Genomic DNA, 18162 nt, shown 5'->3' with positions numbered 1-18162 from the left:
ACGATCAATGGCTGCCGGCGCGAGCCAGTGCCTCCTGCATCGCCGTCGCCTGCCGTCGCACCCTGTTGTTGACGCGTGGCTGCCCTGATGTGTATCCGGCCAGAATCAGAATCGGCAGTTCCTTGCCGTCTGCCTTGTTGACCACAGGCATCTCCGCCTCCAAGAGGCCGTTCCCTCCTACGTAGTCGACGGAAATCGACTGAATCTCGCTCCAGGGCAGCACGGCCCTCTTGAAGATTCCGCGGTAGCGGATACCTACGTCGTCCACCCGAGCCCCTGCGAAGGGAGCAGTAACCGATACCCAGCCCCCCAGGGACAGAGTCGATACAACGGTGAACTCATTTCCTCCGAAATCCCCAAAGGCCAGGGTTGACATTCCGATGGACAGCGTCACCAACCCTAGCAGGAAGGAGACCCATTGCCAGGTTCCCACGAGCATCGCTCTACCTCTCAGAAATCTCTCGAGCTTCAGGAACAGCAAGACGGTTGAGGAAATCCAGTCGTGCCGATGGCTCACCTCAAGAACGCGGCTGTCGCGTTGACGATGTTCGGCATCGATACGGCGACCGTATAAAGGGGATGATAGGCCTCTCCGCCCCGCCAAGCCTCTCGCTGGTAGAAGCTCGGGACCCGAGCCCTCTCGACGAGCCCGGAGAATTGGCCGAACTTCGCATACCGAAGTGCGCTGCCTATGCCGAAGGACCCTGCGGTGAGAACACCGTCGAAGGCATTCGCCCGCCATGTCTTCTTCCAACCGCCACCTTCAGCCGCCCGCTGCTCAGCTCGGACGCCGTACGCGGCTGCTTGCATGCCTGCACACGCAGCCCAGCCGACCGCCGGTACAAAGCAGCCGACAGTGGCTCCGACACTCGCTACAAGACCTCGATTCTCATAGATCCAGTTTCCTACGGCCTCAGTCCTATTGATCGTACTGTCGACCTGGCCCACGACTGCTCTGAGAAGACCCCCCTTGGTCCTGTCCCAGACGTGCTGCATCAGACGCAGCTGGACGGCGCGAGCCTCAGCTCGCTTCGCTGCCTGCGCCTTAGCCGCAGCCACCGCCTTCGCGTCATAGTGGTAGACCTTGTAGTTTGACGGATTCGACCGGTACGACTTGTACCGTCGCTGCGACTCCGAGTCCTTGCGAGGACTCTGGTGCCAGATCCACTGGCCGCTCTTGTACGTGTAGCCCACCGACATGCCGCGGTCGTTGCCCCAGCGGGTGTCGTTGTACGAGGCTCCGCCGGCCGGGCCGTCGGGGCGGAGGCCCGTCGGGTCCGCCTTGGTCAGCGGGTTGTTGTGGCCGTAGGCGTAGGCGTTCATCTGGGCCGGGTCGTCGAAGTCGATGACCGGGTCGACCGAGAGGAAGCGGCCCGTGGTCTGGTCGTACTCTCGGGCTCCCAGGTGTGTCAGGCCGGTCGGGTCGTTCGTGCCGCCGACGAAGCCGCGGGTGCCGAAGGTTCCCGACTGGGCCGTGCGCAGTTCGCCGAAGGGGAGCTGCTTGCGGTGGGTGACGCCCAGTGTGCTGACGTCGATGGCCGTCATGGCCGTGCCCTGGTGGTCGCCGACCAGGTAGGAGATGGTCCCGCCCGTACGGACCGCGACGGTCTCGCCGTCATGGGTGTAGTAGCGGGTGGCGGTCTTGGTGCCGTTCGCTGCGACCTTCAGTTCATCGCCGTTGGGCAGGGTCAGCACGCTGCTGCCGTCTGCGTTCTTGGTGACGAGCCGGTCGCCGTCGGCGTCGTAGACGTAGCTGGTGGTCTTGGCGGCCTCGACCAGGGTGGCGAGGTGGCCCTCGGCGTCCCAAGTCAGGTCCTGCACCTTGGTGCCGATGGTGCGGTTGGTGGTGTTGCCGGTGGCGTCGTACTGGAAGGTGCTGACCCGGCCGTTGTCCGGACCGCCGGCGACGGTGGCCTGCTGGACGGCGTGCGGCCGGTCGGCCCGGGCCGCCGGGTGGGTGAAGTCGGTCGTGGCGCCGGCCAGCTTGTCGCTCTGTCCGGTGCGGTTACCGAGCTTGTCGTAGCCGTAGGTGAGCCAGTAGGCGTCCGGTCCGCCGACGCTGGTCGCGGTTGGCGCCGTGACGCAGTCGGTCTTCGCCGTCCACGCCTCGGTCAGCCGCCCGAGGGCGTCGTTGGTGAAGCACTGGCGGTCGGTGGACGCGGTGGCGTCCTGACCGGTGGTGCTGGTGATGCCGGTGACGTTGCCCGCCGGGTCGTAGGCGTACAGCGAGCGGTCGACCCTGCGCGGAGCCAGGAATCGGTCGGTGGTCCGCTCAAGGAGCCGACCGGTGTGCTCGTCGTACGCCTGGGTCCGGAAGACCTTCTTGTCGAGGTCGTGACCGAACTCGGTGCCCACGGGGCGGCCGTAGACGTCGTACTGGACGTTGGCGACGAGCACGACACTCGCCCGGGTGGTGCGGTACGGCTGGTCATCGCTGTTGTACTCGGTGACGACCCGTTCGGAGGAGATGTTCCCGATCGCCGGGTTGAGCGTCCACTGCAGGGCGCCGGTCTCCGGGCTGTATCCGTACGTCCAGTTGTAGGTGCCGGCGAGTCCGCCCGCCGCCGTCGGAACGGTGAGCGTGGTCGACGTCGGCTGGTAGCGGTCGTTGACTGCGTCGATCGCCGTCTTGTACTCGGTCCCGCCGACGAACCGGCTGCTGCTGGTGAGCTGCCCCTTGGCGAGGGTGTCGTAGGTCCACTTGGAGAGCGTCGTGGCGCCGTTCTTGACCTCGGTCTTGCGACCGAGCTTGTCGTAGACGGTCGTCAGCGTGACGTTCCGGGCGTCCTTGCCGGTGACGACCTGTCCGTTGGCGTCGTAGGTGAGGACGCTCGTGCCCTTGTCGGGGTCGTCGACCGTGGTTTTCTGACCGCGGTTGTCGTAGGTGTACGTCCAGGTGTTGCCCGCCGGGTCCTTGACCGAGGTGGGCTCGTCGAACTTCCCGTAGGTGTAGGTCGTCGACTGGGGCTGGGTCTGTCCCGCACCCGCGTACTGGATCAGCTCCGTGGTGCGCCCGTTGGTGTCGGTGACGGTGGTGCTGGCGGTTCCGCCCTTCGGCGGGGTCACGGTGACGCGGTCACCGCCGTAGACCGTGGTCGTCCGCCACTTCTCGTCGCCGCGGAAGAGCGACAGGGCGTCGGTGACCCGGCCCATGCCGTCGTAGAGGTTCTCCGTGACGTTGTCGACCTGGTGGGCGTCCTTCGCCGTGTACAGCGTCGCGGACGGGGCGGCGTCGGCGTAGTACGGGGCGAAGCTCTTCCAGACCCAGCCCCGGGAGTCGTAACGGGTCTCCGTCATGAGCGCGTGCTGCGTGCCGACGGCCGACCCCTGGGACTGCCGCTCGCGCAGCAGACCGTCGTACAGGGTGTACGTGGTCTGGTAGGTGCCGTCCTGCTTGAGGGTCTTCGTGGTGACCGCGTTGGCCTGGGTCGTCGAGATCTTGTAGATGTACTCGGCGGACGGCTGCGTGCCGTGGTCGGCCTTGGTCCAGCCGGGCTGCCACACCTTGAGTACACGGCCGAGGCCGTCGTGGACCGCGTCCGTGCGCTTCCCGTTGGCATCGACGGCAGCGACCACGACACCGCGTACCGGGTCGTAGGTCGTCACCGCGGCGTGGCCGAGGGCGTTGGTCTGCGTCATCGACGTGGGGATGCCCGTGGTCGGCGTGTACCCGGTCGTGGTGGTCTGGCCGAGCGCGTCGGTGTCGGTGAGCTCGCGCCCGTGCTGGTCGTAGGTGTGCTTCGCCGTCGTGAGGTAGCCGGTACCCGCCGCGTCCTGCTCGTCGATGCGGGTGACGTCACCCTTGACCGGCGCCGTGGCGAGGGCGGTGGCTCCGTCGTAGTAGCGCCGCTCGACGGAGATCAGGTCGTCGGGCAGGCTGGGCGCGGTGCCGCAGGGCTTGGCCACGGTCCTGACCTCGGAGGGCAGCCCGAGGAGGGCGCCGGAGGCGTAGGTCGTCGTGGTGCACTCCTCGTCGCCGGACTTGGCCGTGTCGCCGCGGCGGGACTCGGTGAGGACATGACCGTTCGCGTCGAACGTCCGGTGGGTCTCGGTGGTGCGCCAGTCCTGGCCGACGGCGGTGCGGGACTTCTCCTCCGCCCCTCCGGTGACGTAGGCGTGGCGGGCGGGAAGCCCCTCCGCCCTGGTCTCCGTAGCGGTCGCGGCCGAGACCCACGGCGTGAAGCTTGTGGTCGACTCGAGCCGGCCGTTCTCGCCGTTGTACGTGGCTTCCTCACGCATCATTCCGGCGAACGACTCGTGGTCGGTGACGGAGATCTGTTCGCTGTCCTTGACCGAGGCACCGGGAATACCGCGGAAGTAGCGGTACTCCTTGAGCGTGCGCTGGAAGGGGTACGCGCCGGTGCGTACCTGGACCCGTCCGAAGCCCTTGCGGTCGCCGTAGGTGAGGTGCGCGGCCTTGGTGAACTCGTCATCCTTGGCCTTGGCCCAGGCCATGCCGTCGGGGTAGGTGTACTCGGTCCGCTTGGCGGGCGCCCCACCAGTGTTGTCGTTCTCGGTGATCAAGTTGACGGCGTAGGCGTGGAACCAGTCGAGGTAGGGCTCGTAGTTCGCGGCCGGTGCGTCCGGCGGCGACCACTTGACCGGGTAGCAGCGCCGGGTGTTCGAGGTCGGTGACGGGACGCTCGCGGCCGAGCAGTCCTGTGGTGTGTAGCCTACGCCGATGGTGCCGCCCGACTCGCTGTTGACCGCGGAGACCCGGAGGCGCCACATGGCCGGGACCGGGTCGGGGGCGCCGCCCGTGGTCGCGCCCTCGACGCGGTTGGGCATGGCGACGCTGTCGAACGTTACCGGGAGCAGCTTGACCGTGCCGGTGCCGGTGTGGCCGCTGCGGGTGATCGACTTGAGCCAGAGCGGCTTGGAGCCGGTGCTGTCGCCCGTCACCGGGAAGTCGTGGTCCAGGGCCCAGCTGTCGACCGGCTTCCACGTGCCGGCGTTCCACACGTGCGTGGCGATGGTGGACAGCTTCATCCGGGTCCAGAAGGACGGCGAGTAGCGGTCCTTGCACGCGGTCCCGGAGGCGCAGTACTGGTCGAAGGGCACGTCCGGCCAGTTCTTCGCGTTGGTCGTGTCGAAGACCGTGCAACCGGACAGGCAGCGCTCGGTGTTGGTGAACTCGACCTTGGCGGACGGCTGACCATAGTAGTTGGTGTCGCGCAGGCCGTACTCGATGCGCTTCAGGTAACCGCTGCGGTCGTACGCGGTCGCGGTGGAGGCCCCCGTGTTCGGGTCGACGTTAAGGCCGTAGTAGTTGACCTCTTCGCCCCAGTAGTACGTCATGGCGTCACCGTGCGGGTCGACGACGGCGTCCAGATTCCAGCGCCAGGCCTGCTGGCACCAGGCGTCCTTGAACGCGGCGTCGTAGCAGGGATCACCCACGTGGTTGCCGAAGACAGGGACCGTCCAGGTGGAGCGGGTCTCGGTTTTGCCAGTGGCCCAGCCGTCCATCCGGTTGGCACCGAAGTAGTACTCGGTGCCGTCCGGTGTCGTCACCTTCCAGTACTCGCCGTTGTCGTCACCGTTGTTATCACCGAAGTTGTCGGCTGCCACGCTGGTGCCCTTGACGATCTCGGTGCCGTCGTCGGCTTCCAGGTGCCACGTCTTGGAATCGGTGTCCCAGATCAGCTGGTTGGTGCGGCCGCCGAGGTTGAGGACCGCGTTGTCCTTCTTCCAGCACAGGTCGCCGACCTTGGCGGTGGTGTTGTTGCTGTTCGCCTTGTCGTCCGTGCAGGAGACGTACTGGCGCTCGATGTAGCCGGGCTCCATGGACCAGCCGTCGCCGATGCCGCCCGGCTGGTTGTTGGTGGCGGCCGTCCGGCCGTCGATGGCCTGAGAGCCGTATCCCAGCTTGAGCTGGGGGCTGACATCGCCCGGAACGTCAGGGACGTCGATGTCGTAGTTCCAGGAGAAGCCGCCGTTGGCGCCGCCGGCCGACCAGGACGCGGATGGGGCGAGCGACGTCGCCTTGAAGTCGCCGGACGAACCGGACGCCGCCGCGGTGGCCACGAGGACGGTGGCCTCTCCCGCCGCCGCGGACAGCGTCACCGGCGCGGTGAGCGTCCCGGCCTCCATGTCGTTGACCGTCGGCAGCTCCGCGCCGACGGCGCAGTCCTCGGCCTCGGGCGTGCTCAGCGCACAGGCGGGAAGCTCCCGCAGACGGAGCCGGGAGGCCCAGTCGCCGCCGTAGGCACCGCGGAAGGCGTCGTAGTCCAGCCCGACTCGTACGTCGCCGGTCTCCTTCTGGAGGGGCTGGACGGAGAGCACGACCCCTTCCACCCCGAGCCGACGGGCGGCGTCGCGACCGAGCACGTTCACGCGTACTCTCTCTGCCGCCTTCGCGTCCTGCTTCCACACCCGGACGCCGGAGACCGTCGGATCGACGATCGGCGACACCTGGGCGCCCGCCTTCGCGTTCGAGATCGCTACGGGCGCCTTGCCGAGGTTCTGATCTCCCGACGCCTGTGCGGGCCAGGCCACTTGAGGCGACCGCCACGTCGTTACGGCGGACGCCTTCTGACGGGCACTCTGCTGATAGGGAGCCACCGGCTCCACTTGTACGGGATCGGTCTCCCGAGGCTTGTCCGGCCATTCGGTCACGGCCGCCGCCACCGGCCCCCCCAGCAGACCCACGGAAAGGAATCCCGCGGTCAAGGCGGCGACTGTCCGAATCCGTCTTCTCCCCAAGAGAGTTCTGCTCTTGTCGAGCCCACTCACGTGCACTTCTCCCCACCCCTTCGGACACATGCATCACAGATGCATCGCTAACCGACAGAAGGTAACGGCAGGTTCGTTCACTATCAGTCAGAGTGGAAAGAATTGAGCGGTCAGTCCGTCAAGTAGTACGGATGAAATCGGGCACTAAAGATGCTTTGCCAGGAAAACGCCGGGCCTCGGGGGCGACAACAAGCCAACTGACATAGTTTCGAACGCGAGTCCACCTCCCAGGCAAAAACGATCTATTGTGCGGGGCGACCGAATCCTGGGAGGGGAAATCATGAGGAATCGGACCATCCGAAGAAGATCGAGAAGACCCGTCGTCGCCGTCGTCGCCGCCACCGCTACAGCCATCCTCGGCACCGCAGTCGTACCCCAGCCGACGGCCGAGGCCGCGCCGGCCGCCGCGCTCACCGCCTCGCCACCGCCGACGCCGGAGGAGACCGCGAGCAAGCAGGCAAAGGAGACCGGCAAGCGCGTCGAGGTCCTGGCCCGCCGCACCGAGACGTCCCAGCTCTTCGCCAATCCGTCGGGCGGCTACACCGAAGACCAGTACGTGCTACCGCGCTGGACGCGGAAGGACAACAGACTCGTCCCGATCGACACGGTCCTCGCGCCGACCGGCGACGGACGGATCAGCCCGAAGGCCACCATGGCCGGCCTCTCGTTCTCCGGCGGCGGCACGGGCCCTGCCGTCAGCATCATCCACGACGGTCGGAAACTGTCGCTCAGCTGGCCGGCCCCGCTGCCGAAGCCCACGACCGACGGTGACACCGCGACCTACGCCGAGGTGCTTCCCGGAGTCGACCTGACGCTGCGCGCGGGTAATGTCGGATTCGGCCAGCTTCTCGTCGTCAAGACGCCCGAGGCCGCCACCAACCCGGCTCTCAAGACGATCCGGCTCTCCATGACCACGGACGGCGTGGCGGTCTCGGCCGACTCCTACGGCAACCTGACCGCCGTCGACGCGGCCGGCCAGGAGGTGTTCACCGCGCCGACACCCCGAATGTGGGACAGCTCCACCTCGACCGGCCTCGGCAGGGCGCTCCTCGCCTCAGACACTCCGGCACCTCCCGCCGACAAGTTCGAACCCGGACACGGCGCCAAGGAAGCCGATCTGGGCCTGTCCGTCGGCAAGAGCTCCATGACGCTCACGCCGCACCAGCCGCTGCTCACCGGCGACGACACCGCGTACCCGGTGTACATCGACCCCACGTTCGCCGTTCCGGGAACTCGCGAGGCCTGGGCCATCGCATACAAGCGCACACCGAATACCGCCTACTTCAACGGCGCCGGCTGGCACAACGCCGACGGCAGCGTCGGAACCAACACCGCGCGCGTGGGCTACGAGAACGTCACCGACGGCCTCGCCCGCTCGTTTTTCCGGATGGATTCCAACAACCTCTGGAACACCAAGAAGCTGATCAAGAAGTCGACCTTCAGGATCGAGAACACCTGGTCCTGGTCCTGTGAGGACCGACGGACCGAACTCTGGTTCACCGGGGGCATCTCGACCTCCACGACCTGGGCCAGCCAGGACAACTCCACCATGTGGGCGCGAAAGCTGAGCCACTCCGATACCTCCCGCGGCTGGGGCGGGAGCTGCCCCGCCGGCAACCTCGCCTTCGACGTCACCTCGGCGGCCAACGAGGCGGTGACGAGGAAGCTGAACAACATCACGCTCGGCCTCCGCGCCACGAACGAGAACGACGTGTACGCGTGGAAGAAGTTCGACGCAGGGACCGCGACTCTGTCCACCGACTACAACACCTATCCCATGGGGCCTTCCAGCCTCGACACCACTCCGGACACGTATACCGACGCCTGCCTGGCCGGTCCCTACCTCTACAAGACGATCGGCAACACCGACATCTCCCTGTCGGGAACCTTCACTGACCCCGACGGCGGCACGGTCAAGGCGCGCTTCGTCCTGTGGCCTCAAGGCCACGGCGGTCCCACCAACGAGGTCAACCAGGTCGTCGACGTACCTTCCGGGCGGGGCGCGAAGCTCCCCATTCTCAAGACGAAACTGAAGGACCTCCTGACCGACGCCGGAAAGGGCGGAAGCGGCAACCTTTCCTGGCGCGCGCGCGCGGAGGACGGCGAACTCGTCGGACCCTGGAGCCCCGTCTGCACCTTCGCTTTCGACGCCACCAGGCCGAGCTTCCCGCCCAGCGTCACCTCCACGCAGTTCCCCGATGGATCCGAGGGCTGGCCTGAAACCACCGGCATGGCCCGTAGTGAGGGAACGTTCCAACTGCAGAACAAGGATACGAACCCCGCAGCCGCTTTCGAGTACTGGACCGACTGGGATCCGACCGTCCGCAGGGATGACCTCGGCTTCATGGGCGGCAGCATCGCCGATATCAAACTGACTCCTCCCAGCGTCGGCAGGCACTCCCTCAGCGTTCGTAGCATCGACCTGGGTGGCAACATCTCCGACACCACCCGCTATTGGTTCTACGCCAATGGAACGGGGAAACAGGACAAGCCCGGCGATCTCAACGGAGACGGGATCGCCGACTTCTACGGCGTGCGCACCGACGGCGATCTGTGGTTCTACAGCGGTCACGGCAACGGGTACGTGGCACCGTCCACGCTGGCCTCGACCCAGAACTTCACCGGCGCCGCCATCACCCGCCGCGGTGACTGGACGCAGGACGGTTACGAGGATCTCGTCGCTCTCAACGCCGGAACCGGCGGGAAGACGCTGACGGTCCACCCCAACAACGGATTCGGCTACGCGTGCTCCGCACGCAACGAGCAGGCCGATGGTGTGTCGAAGGCCTGCCAGTACGACGAAATCCGGCTCTCCGTGTTCAACCCCGTCAACAACCGCTGGGCCAACGCAACCGAGATCCTCGCGATCGGTGACGTGGACGGCCCGCTGGACACGAACAGCGACGGTGTCGTCGACGTCCCTGGCCACCCCGACCTCCTGGTCAAGGAGGGCGGCAGGCTGTGGCTCTACTTCGGGTCGGCCGACCATCGCCTCGACAGCAACAAGGACCCGGTGCTCGTCGGTACCGGCGGCTGGAGCGGCTTCTCCCTCGCCGCCGCGGGTGACCGCGACAAGGACGGTGACGTCGACCTGATCGCCCGGGACAGCTCCAACGGCGAACTCCGCTTCTACCCTGGCACCCCGAACGGAACCGGTCTCGGGAACGGAAACACGTCCACTGTCATCGGCACAGCCTGGACCACGACCAACCGTCCACTGTTCACCGCCGTCCCCGACGCCAACGGTGACGGGACCTCGGACATCTGGTCGACCAGCGGCGACGGCAGGCTGTACTTCTATCCGAACGCCCTGGGCGCGGGCACAGTCGTCGGTACCGGCGGCTGGAGCTCGTTCCAGGACCTGAGCTGACCTCAGCAGCCCCAGCGTGGCCCCCGGCGAGATCCATTCCTCGCCGGGGGCCGCGCTCCGTTCCACCGTCATCGCTCGGCGCCGAAGCCTCAGGCGCCCTACATCATGCCGCCCTATCTCTCGAGGTGAACGGGGCCACCTGCCAGTCCTTCACCTCGAAGGACAGCGCCCGGCGGCCGCCAGACCAGGCGAGGAAGAGATTCGAGTGCCGGAACATCCATCAACACCTTCATTTCCAACACCCTGGCCGGCGGCAACCTCGGCATGTCCAACGACCCGGCCACCGGCCGGCAGGTACCGACGGGATCGATGGGATGACGCCGACCGGAAGGGGAAGGAGACACCGCGATGACTGATCTGGAGACGCTGCGGCAGTTCATGCCGCCGAAGGTGGCACCCGATAGTCCGTCGACTGGGCCCGCATGGGCGAGTCGTGGGGCACGGAGTTCCCGCCGAACTAACGCGCGTTCATGGAGGTGTGGGGACCTGGGGCGATCGACAACTTCTTCCAGGTCCAGGTGCCCGAACCGAAGGCGGAGGGGCTGACGTCGCCCTACGGCGGCATGCTGGTGGAGACCCTCACCGCCGAGGACGCCTGGGCGACCTTCGGGAAGGAGCCCGAGCTCGAGGGGGCGCAGCCGCGGCTCATCGCCTGGGGTTCCGACGCGGCGGCGGACATCATCTGCTGGGACGCCTCCGGCGACGACCCGTCCGCGTGGCCGGTGCTCATTTACCACCGGAGCAAGGGCGTCTGGCGGCGCCACGACTGCGGAATGGTCGAGTTCCTCGTCCGCGTCCTGCGGGCGGAGTTCCCCGCCAACCCCCTGAGTGACCTCTCCCTGTGGGGCAGGCACCCCGCGCTCTTCCTGAGCGAGAGCGAGGAGGAGCGCCTGTTGGAGCAGGGGCTCGACCCGTGGGCGGGGTGACCGCCCTCACCGGATCGGTCGGCTGACGACCCGACCGGACCACACCGCCGCGCACCGACAGGTGCCCGGCGGTCTCCCTTGCGGGCAACGACGGAGCGACGTCGGTCTTCGTCCCGGTCGGCGGCACTCCATACCTCCCGCCGAGCGGCGTCATTCCTGTGGCTGCGTGGATCACCCGCGTGGGATTCCTCTGGGACTTTCCTGGGACTTTCGGCGGCATCAAGTGGCACGACGGCGAAAGAAGGGAAAGGTCGTCTTCCCCGGTCAACCGCCTCATGCCGCAAGTCTGTGCAGCTCATCGGGCTGCCGAGTCTTTTCCGGGACATCTGACATCACGCCGAAAAGGATCCACCGACCCCACCTGAACTGCACTGATGCAGAGATGGGTGGAGTGCGGCAGCATCTGTGGGACTTCTCTGGGACTTCGAGCTTCCTCCGCTCGCCACCCGCGCTCCTGCCCGCACGGCCGGGCAACCGCGGACATCGCCCAAGCCGCACCCGACTCGACTGACTTGACACAGTCGTGCACCGCTGACGCCACTCGCCCTGGCGCGAAGGCATCCCACCCCCGCCTCAAGCGCGGCCTGTGCGCGCGTCACGAGTTGGGCGCGTTGACGACGTCAACAGATCTGTGTAACCCTGGTCAACGGGTGAAGGTATACGCTCCCTGCGGGAACGTACCCACCTTGCTAGCGACGGGTGAAACGGGGAGGGCCAGTGGGCCTGGAGACGGTCGGCGGACGCTTCCGGATCGCGGGGATCGTGGGGCGCGGCAACATGGGGGAGGTACACCGGGCCGAGGACCTTCAGGCCTCCCCGGACTCCCCGCACACGGAGGTCGCGATCAAGACCGTGCTGCGCGGCCGGACCGGGATCGCCGTCGACACCTCGAGATCCAACAAGGAGATCGACCGTTTCCGCCGCGAAGTGCGGATCATGCGCATGCTCTCCCAGGGCCACCCGAACCTCACCCGGCTGATCGACGGCGGCGTCGACGGGACTCCGGGCGGCGGCGGTCTGCCCTACCTCGCCATGGAACTGCTGGACGGTCATCCGCTCGCGGACCTCATCGACGAGGAACCCCAGCTCCCGGTCTCCTGGGTCGCCGCCATCGGAGCGCAGATCGCCGCAGGTCTCACCGCCGCGCACGCGGCCGGGGTCGTCCACCGCGACCTGAAGCCGGCCAATGTGATGCTGACCCGCGACGGCACCGTCAAGATCCTCGACTTCGGCATGGGCTCGATCGTCGACGATCCCGACCAGACACGGCTGACCAGCACGGGCGTCAGCGTCGGCACAGCCCGTTACATGGCACCCGAGCAGTTCCGAGCGGAACGCGTCTCCGCCCTCGCCGACCTCTACGCACTCGGCTGCATCCTGTACGAACTGCTGATCGGACAACCGCCGTTCTCTGCCAGGACCCCGTACGAGCTCTCCGAGCAGCACCAGCACGCGCGGCCGCCACTGCTGACCCTGGTACGCCCGGACCTGCCCGCCGAACTGGTCCGCCTCGTGGACCGTCTGCTGGAGAAGGACGCCGAACTGCGGCCCGAGAACGCCGCCCTGCTCCGTGACGTACTGGTTCCACTCGCGCTCGCGCCGGACGACACCGCCGCCCTGCTGGCACCGCACTGGCAGGTCATGGACCCGGTGGCACGGCTGCGCGCCCTGCTCCCGGAGCGCACCCCGGCAGCGCCCGCACCCGTGCCCCGCAGGGAACCGCGCCTCCCCGAGACCATGGACGTCTTCGGCATCCATGCCGACCTGATCAGCGAGTACGAGAGTTTCACCAGGAGCGCGACAGTGGTCCGGGACGCCCGGATCGCCGGCTACGTCGAGGACGACCTGGCGGCGAAGTCGCAGTGGCCCGACCCGTGGCTGTCGCTGAACCCGTTCTTCGCCGACGGGGGCAAGGTCACCGACCTCGTACGGGACGGCGTGCTGCACGCGAAGTGCGCAGAGATCTTCCAGGCGGGGAAGAAGGAGAACTCGCGGCGCCCGGACGGGCGGCCACTGACCTTCCATCTCCACCAGCGGCAGGCGATCGAGGCCGCGCAGGCGGGCGATTCCTACGTGCTGACCACCGGCACGGGTTCCGGCAAGTCCCTGTCGTACATCGTCCCGATCGTCAACCACGTCCTGAAGGAGCGCCAGGCAGCGGGGCAGAACGCCGGAGGCCGGGTGCGTGCGATCGTCGTGTATCCGATGAACGCTCTGGCCAACTCTCAGCTGATGGAGCTGGAGAAGTACCTGCGCCACGGTTTCGGGACCGGTCACGAGCCGGTGACCTTCGCCCGCTACACCGGCCAGGAGTCCGAAGAGCAGCGTCGGGAGCTCCGCAAGAACCCTCCGGACATCCTTCTGACGAACTACGTGATGCTGGAGCTCATGCTGACCCGGCCGGACGACCGGTCGAGCCTCATCCGTATGGCCGAGGGACTGCAGTTCCTCGTCTTCGACGAGTTGCACACCTATCGGGGCCGGCAGGGCGCGGACGTGGCTTTCCTGATCCGCCGGGTCCGCGAGGCCTGCCGGGCCTCGACGACCCTGCAGTGCATCGGCACCTCGGCGACCATGTCCACCGAGGGCTCCTGGGAGGACCAGCAGCGCGAGGTCGCCAAGGTCGCCGGCAGACTGTTCGGTACGACGGTGCTGCCGAAGCGCGTCATCGGCGAGACCCTCATCCGGGCGACCGAGGAGGCGCCGGTGACGGTGCCCGCCGAGCGCCTGCGGGTGCCGGCGGCTCCCCGTTCCTACGAAGCGCTGACGAAGGACTCGCTGGCGCGTTGGCTGGAGTCACGCTTCGGCCTGGAGCGCGAGGAGGACACGGGGCGGTTCCGCCGCTGCGCCCCGGGCACCGTCGAGGACGCGGCAGCCGAGCTGGCCAGGCAGAGCGGGGTGGCCGAGGAGAGCGTGCGCGAGGCGATCCGCACCACGCTGGAGGCGGGTTCGCAGGCGAAGAATCCGATGACGGAGCGACCGCTGTTCGCCTTCCGGCTTCACCAGTTCCTCTCCAAGGGCGACACCGTCTACACGACGCTCGAGGATCCGCTCAGCCGACCGCTCACCCGCACCTACCAGCTGGAGCAGCCGGGCAGCGACGGCAAGCCGCTGTTCCCGCTGGCGTTCTGCCGTGAGTGCGGCCAGGAGTACCTGACTGTCTGGCGCACGGAGGAGAGCGGCGCGTTCCGGTACGAGCCGCGCCGGGACACCTCGGCCTCCGGGGGCCGCGACGGCGAAGGCTACCTGTACCTCGGCGTGCCCGGGGAGGACTACGAGTGGCCGGCCGATCCGCAGAAGGCGGTGGACGACAGGCGGTTGCCGGAGTCGTGGCTCGAGGCGGACGCGCAGGGCGTGACCGTCGTCAAGAAGTCCTACCGACCGCGGGTGCCCAAGCGTGTCGTCGTGGACGGGTTCGGGAACGAGTCGGGCGAGGGGCTGGCGGCGGCGTTCGTCCCGGCGCCGTTCCTGTTCTGTGTGCACTGCCAGGTCTCCTACGAGCAGACCCGCGGCCGGGACTTCGCCAAGCTGGCCACCCTGGACCAGGAGGGACGTTCCTCGGCCACCTCTCTGATCTCCGCGTCGATCGTGAAGTCCTTGCGGGCGGTACCGGAGGAGAGCCTGGGCAAGGAGGCACGCAAGCTCCTCACCTTCGTCGACAACCGACAGGACGCCTCGCTCCAGGCCGGCCACTTCAACGACTTCGCGCAGGTCACCCAGTTGCGCGGCGCGCTCTACCAGGCCGCCGTACGGGCCGGCGAGGAAGGACTCCACCACGACGGGCTCGCCGAAGCGGTGACCGAGGTGATGGGTCTTTCGCCGCGCGAGTACGCGGAGGGCGCGGCCCTGGCTCCCTCCATGGAGCGTCGCGCGACGAAAGCCTTCCGGGACGTCGTCGGATACCGGCTCTACCGGGACCTGGAGCGCGGTTGGCGCATCACGATGCCCAACCTCGAACAGACGGGGCTGCTGCGGATCGACTACGAGGACCTGAGCTGGATCGCCGCCCGGCCGGACCGCTGGCAGTCCACGCACGCCGTGCTGCGCGACGCCGACCCCGCGCTGCGCGAGGAGGTCGCCCGGACGCTGCTCGACTTCATGCGGCGTGCCCTCGCAATCGACGTGCAGTACTTCCGCGACGACTTCGACACGCTGCAGCGGGCCAGCGAGGAGCGTCTGACCGGTCCGTGGGTTCTGAGCGAGAGCGACCGGCCCGCCGTCGGCACCGCCTATCCGTACGGGTCGAAGCCGGGCATGGAGCGCTCCGCGTTGTTCCTGTCGGCCCGCGGCAAGTTCGGCAAGTACCTTCGGCGGAACATGTCCGAGCTGCGTGACCTTCCGCAGGACGACGTCCAGTGCGTCATCGAGGACCTGCTGAAGGTGTTGCTCGACGCTGAGCTGGTGCGCGAGGTGGAGGCGGCCCCCGAGCACTCCGGCCCTGCCTACCGCCGCCGGGCCGCCCAGAAGCGCACCGGCTACCGGGTGTCGGCCGCTGCCCTCGTCTGGCGGGCCGGGAACGGTGATCGAGGTGCCATCGACCCCCTGGCGCGCACCTACAACAGGGGGGAGGGCCCGCGCGTCAATCCGTTCTTCCGTGACCTGTACCGGACTGCGTCGGCCGAGCTGGCCGGCCTGTACGCACGGGAGCACACCGCGCAGGTCGTTCCGGAGGACCGGCTGGAGCGTGAGCGGCAGTTCCGTACCGCCGAGCTGCCCCTGCTGTACTGCTCGCCCACGATGGAGCTGGGTGTCGACATCTCCTCGCTCAACGCCGTACTGATGCGCAATGTGCCGCCGACCCCGGCCAACTACGCCCAGCGCTCTGGCCGAGCGGGCCGTTCCGGTCAGCCCGCGCTGGTGACCACGTACTGCGCCACCGGCAACAGCCACGACCAGTACTACTTCCGCCGTTCCCAGGACATGGTGGCCGGGCAGGTGGCGCCCCCTCGCCTGGACCTCGCCAACGAGGATCTGGTCCGCTCCCACCTGCAGGGAATCTGGCTGGCGGAGACCGGGATGAAGCTGGGCATCGCGATCCCGGACATCGTCGACGTGGCCTACGACCCCGACGGCAGCGACCGCCCCGATCCGCAGATGGTGCTGCCGCTCCTCCCCCACATCCGCGACCTGTCCCTGGACGAGGGTGCCCGCCGGCGTGCGGTCGCCGCCGCCCGTACCGTCCTCGCTCCGCTGATCGGCGACTTCGCGGCCACCACCTGGTGGTACGACGAGTGGATCGAGGACCGGATCGAGCGGGCCCCGCAGAGGTTCGACGACTCCTTCGACCGGTGGCGCCAGCTGTTCCGGGCGGCCGTCGTCGACCAGTACGAGCAGAACAAGCGCGTCGTCGACCACACCCTCTCGCAGGGAGAGCAGGGCCGGGCACGCACCCGGCGCCGCGAGGCCGAGACGCAGACGAACCTGCTGCTGAACCGCTCGTCCGACAGCAAGTCGGTGATGAGCGACTTCAACCCGTACCGCTATCTGGCGTCCGAGGGGTTCCTGCCCGGCTACAGCTTCCCCCGGCTTCCCCTGGCCGCGTACATCCCGCGTTCCGGCAACCGCCGCAACGCCGACGGCGACTACCTGCAGCGTCCCCGCTTCCTCGCGATCCGGGAGTTCGGCCCCGGCGCGCTCATCTACCACGAGGGGGCCCGCTACCAGGTCACCCGGGTGCAGCTGCCGCCGGACGCCTCGGGCGACCTGGCGACGGCGGAGGCGCGGCGCTGCGACGGCTGCGGTTACCACTACGCCGTCAAGCCCGGCGCGGACAAGTGCACCATGTGCGGCGAGGAGCTGAGGAACAAGCGCACGGGCCTGCTCCACCTGCACACCGTGTACACCACCCCGCGCGAGCGGATCTCCTCCGACGAGGAGGAGCGCCGCCGGGCCGGTTTCCGTCTGGAGACCTCGTACGCGTTCCAGGACCACGGTGCCCGCAAGGGACGTCTCACCTCGCATGTCACCGACACGGAGGGCGCGCCGGTCCTCGACCTGGACTACGGCGACTCCGCGACCGTCCGCATCACCAACCTCGGCCGGGTCCGCGACAAGGAGGGCGAGCCGGACGGCTACTGGCTCGACCTCGGCGACGGCCGCTGGCTCAACGACCGGGCCGCCGCCGACGCCATCGAGGGCACCGGCATGCCGGTGGTCGACGACGACGGCAACGAGAAGCGTCGCAAGAAGCGCGTCCTGCCCTATGTGGAGGACCGCCGCAACATCCTCGTGGTGACCTTGGACGAGCCGCAGCCCGAGCCGGTGGCCCTTTCCTTCCTGTACGCACTGGAACGGGGCATCGAGGCGGCGTTCGAGCTGGAGGACTCCGAGCTGACCGCGGAGCTGCTGCCTCCGGACGACGGCCCGCGGCGTCACATCCTGTTCACGGAGGCGGCCGAGGGCGGCGCCGGTGTGCTGCGACGCATCCAGCACGACAAGGGCGCGCTCGCCAAGGCCGCCCGGACCGCCCTGGAGATCTGCCACTTCGACCCGGAGACGGGCGAGGACGAGGGTGGGCCGGCGGACGGCGAGGAGTGCGCCCGTGGCTGCTACGCCTGCCTGCTGACCTACGCCAACCAGACGCACCACCGCAGGCTGAGTCGGCACAGCGCGCGCCCCCTGCTCCTGCGGCTGGCCGGCGCCCACACGGTACGGGAGGACCGCGGCGAGTCCCGCAGCGAACGCTTCCGCAGGCTGGCCCCGGCGGCCCTCGGCTCGGGCGACGGCTCCGGCACCGGCTCCCGCGACGGCGCCGTCGACGCGCCCGTGAGGACCGGGGCAGCCACGCCGACCCCGCTGGAGGCGGATCTGGGGGCCCTCGTCGCGAGCGGCGACCTGCTCGGCTGGCTCCGGGCGAAGGGCTTTCGGCTGCCGGACGAGGTCAAGGTCCTCGTCCCGGAAGCGGGGGCCTGCCCCGATCTCGTGTTCCGCCTGGACGGTGCCAACCTCGCCGTGTTCGTCGACGGTCCCGGCCACGCGACCGACTCGACGCGGGACACCGAGGCCGGCTACCGCCTGGAGGACGCCGGCTGGGACGTCGTGCGCTTCCCGACGGACGCGGACTGGGACGCCATCACCGAGCACAACGCCGCCTACTTCCACCTGCGCTGATCGCATCACCGTTCTCGATCCCAA

Annotated in this window: 5 protein-coding genes; 3 read left to right on the top strand and 2 right to left on the bottom strand. The window is 68.2% G+C overall.

Features of this window, described 5'->3' with window-relative positions; translation table 11 throughout:
- Positions 1 to 4 precede the first annotated feature (4 nt).
- Together ABZ567_RS16100 and ABZ567_RS16095 are read right to left on the bottom strand one after the other, a co-directional pair.
- A complete protein-coding gene (locus tag ABZ567_RS16100) occupies positions 5 to 439 on the bottom strand; it encodes a PH domain-containing protein (protein WP_360789503.1) in 435 nt (144 codons plus the stop codon).
- Positions 440 to 513: 74 nt separating this feature from the next.
- Positions 514 to 6495, bottom strand: coding sequence for an RHS repeat-associated core domain-containing protein (locus tag ABZ567_RS16095; RefSeq protein ID WP_360789500.1), 5982 nt, complete (start codon positions 6493 to 6495; stop codon positions 514 to 516).
- Positions 6496 to 7012: 517 nt separating this feature from the next.
- On the opposite strand from ABZ567_RS16095, the gene ABZ567_RS16090 reads away from it, so the two are divergent.
- The 3 genes from ABZ567_RS16090 (at position 7013) to ABZ567_RS16080 (ending at position 18138) form a co-directional block, all read left to right on the top strand.
- Complete coding sequence (locus tag ABZ567_RS16090) at positions 7013 to 10102, top strand: FG-GAP-like repeat-containing protein (protein ID WP_360789497.1); 3090 nt, start codon at positions 7013 to 7015, stop codon at positions 10100 to 10102.
- A 470-nt stretch (positions 10103 to 10572) separates the two neighbouring features.
- Positions 10573 to 11028 carry a hypothetical protein gene (locus tag ABZ567_RS16085; RefSeq protein WP_360789494.1) on the top strand — a complete coding sequence of 152 codons (456 nt, stop codon included), beginning with the start codon at positions 10573 to 10575 and terminating at the stop codon, positions 11026 to 11028.
- Positions 11029 to 11745: 717 nt separating this feature from the next.
- On the top strand, positions 11746 to 18138 hold the full coding sequence (locus ABZ567_RS16080; RefSeq protein WP_360789491.1) for a protein kinase: 6393 nt from the start codon (positions 11746 to 11748) through the stop codon (positions 18136 to 18138).
- Positions 18139 to 18162 lie beyond the last annotated feature (24 nt).

It is taken from the genome of Streptomyces sp. NPDC016459, from assembly GCF_040632845.1.
In the GTDB taxonomy this organism is placed as follows: Bacteria; Actinomycetota; Actinomycetes; order Streptomycetales; family Streptomycetaceae; genus Streptomyces.
Note: the sequence above shows the minus strand (reverse complement) of the source record. Positions and strands in the feature narration are given on the sequence as shown.

What these genes read in the sequence shown, in the direction of transcription:
- ABZ567_RS16100 (WP_360789503.1), bottom strand. Translation starts at nt 439, where the DNA reads ATGCTCGTGGGAACCTGGCAATGGGTCTCCTTCCTGCTAGGGTTGGTG.
- ABZ567_RS16090 (WP_360789497.1), top strand. Translation starts at nt 7,013, where the DNA reads ATGAGGAATCGGACCATCCGAAGAAGATCGAGAAGACCCGTCGTCGCC.
- ABZ567_RS16085 (WP_360789494.1), top strand. Translation starts at nt 10,573, where the DNA reads ATGGAGGTGTGGGGACCTGGGGCGATCGACAACTTCTTCCAGGTCCAG.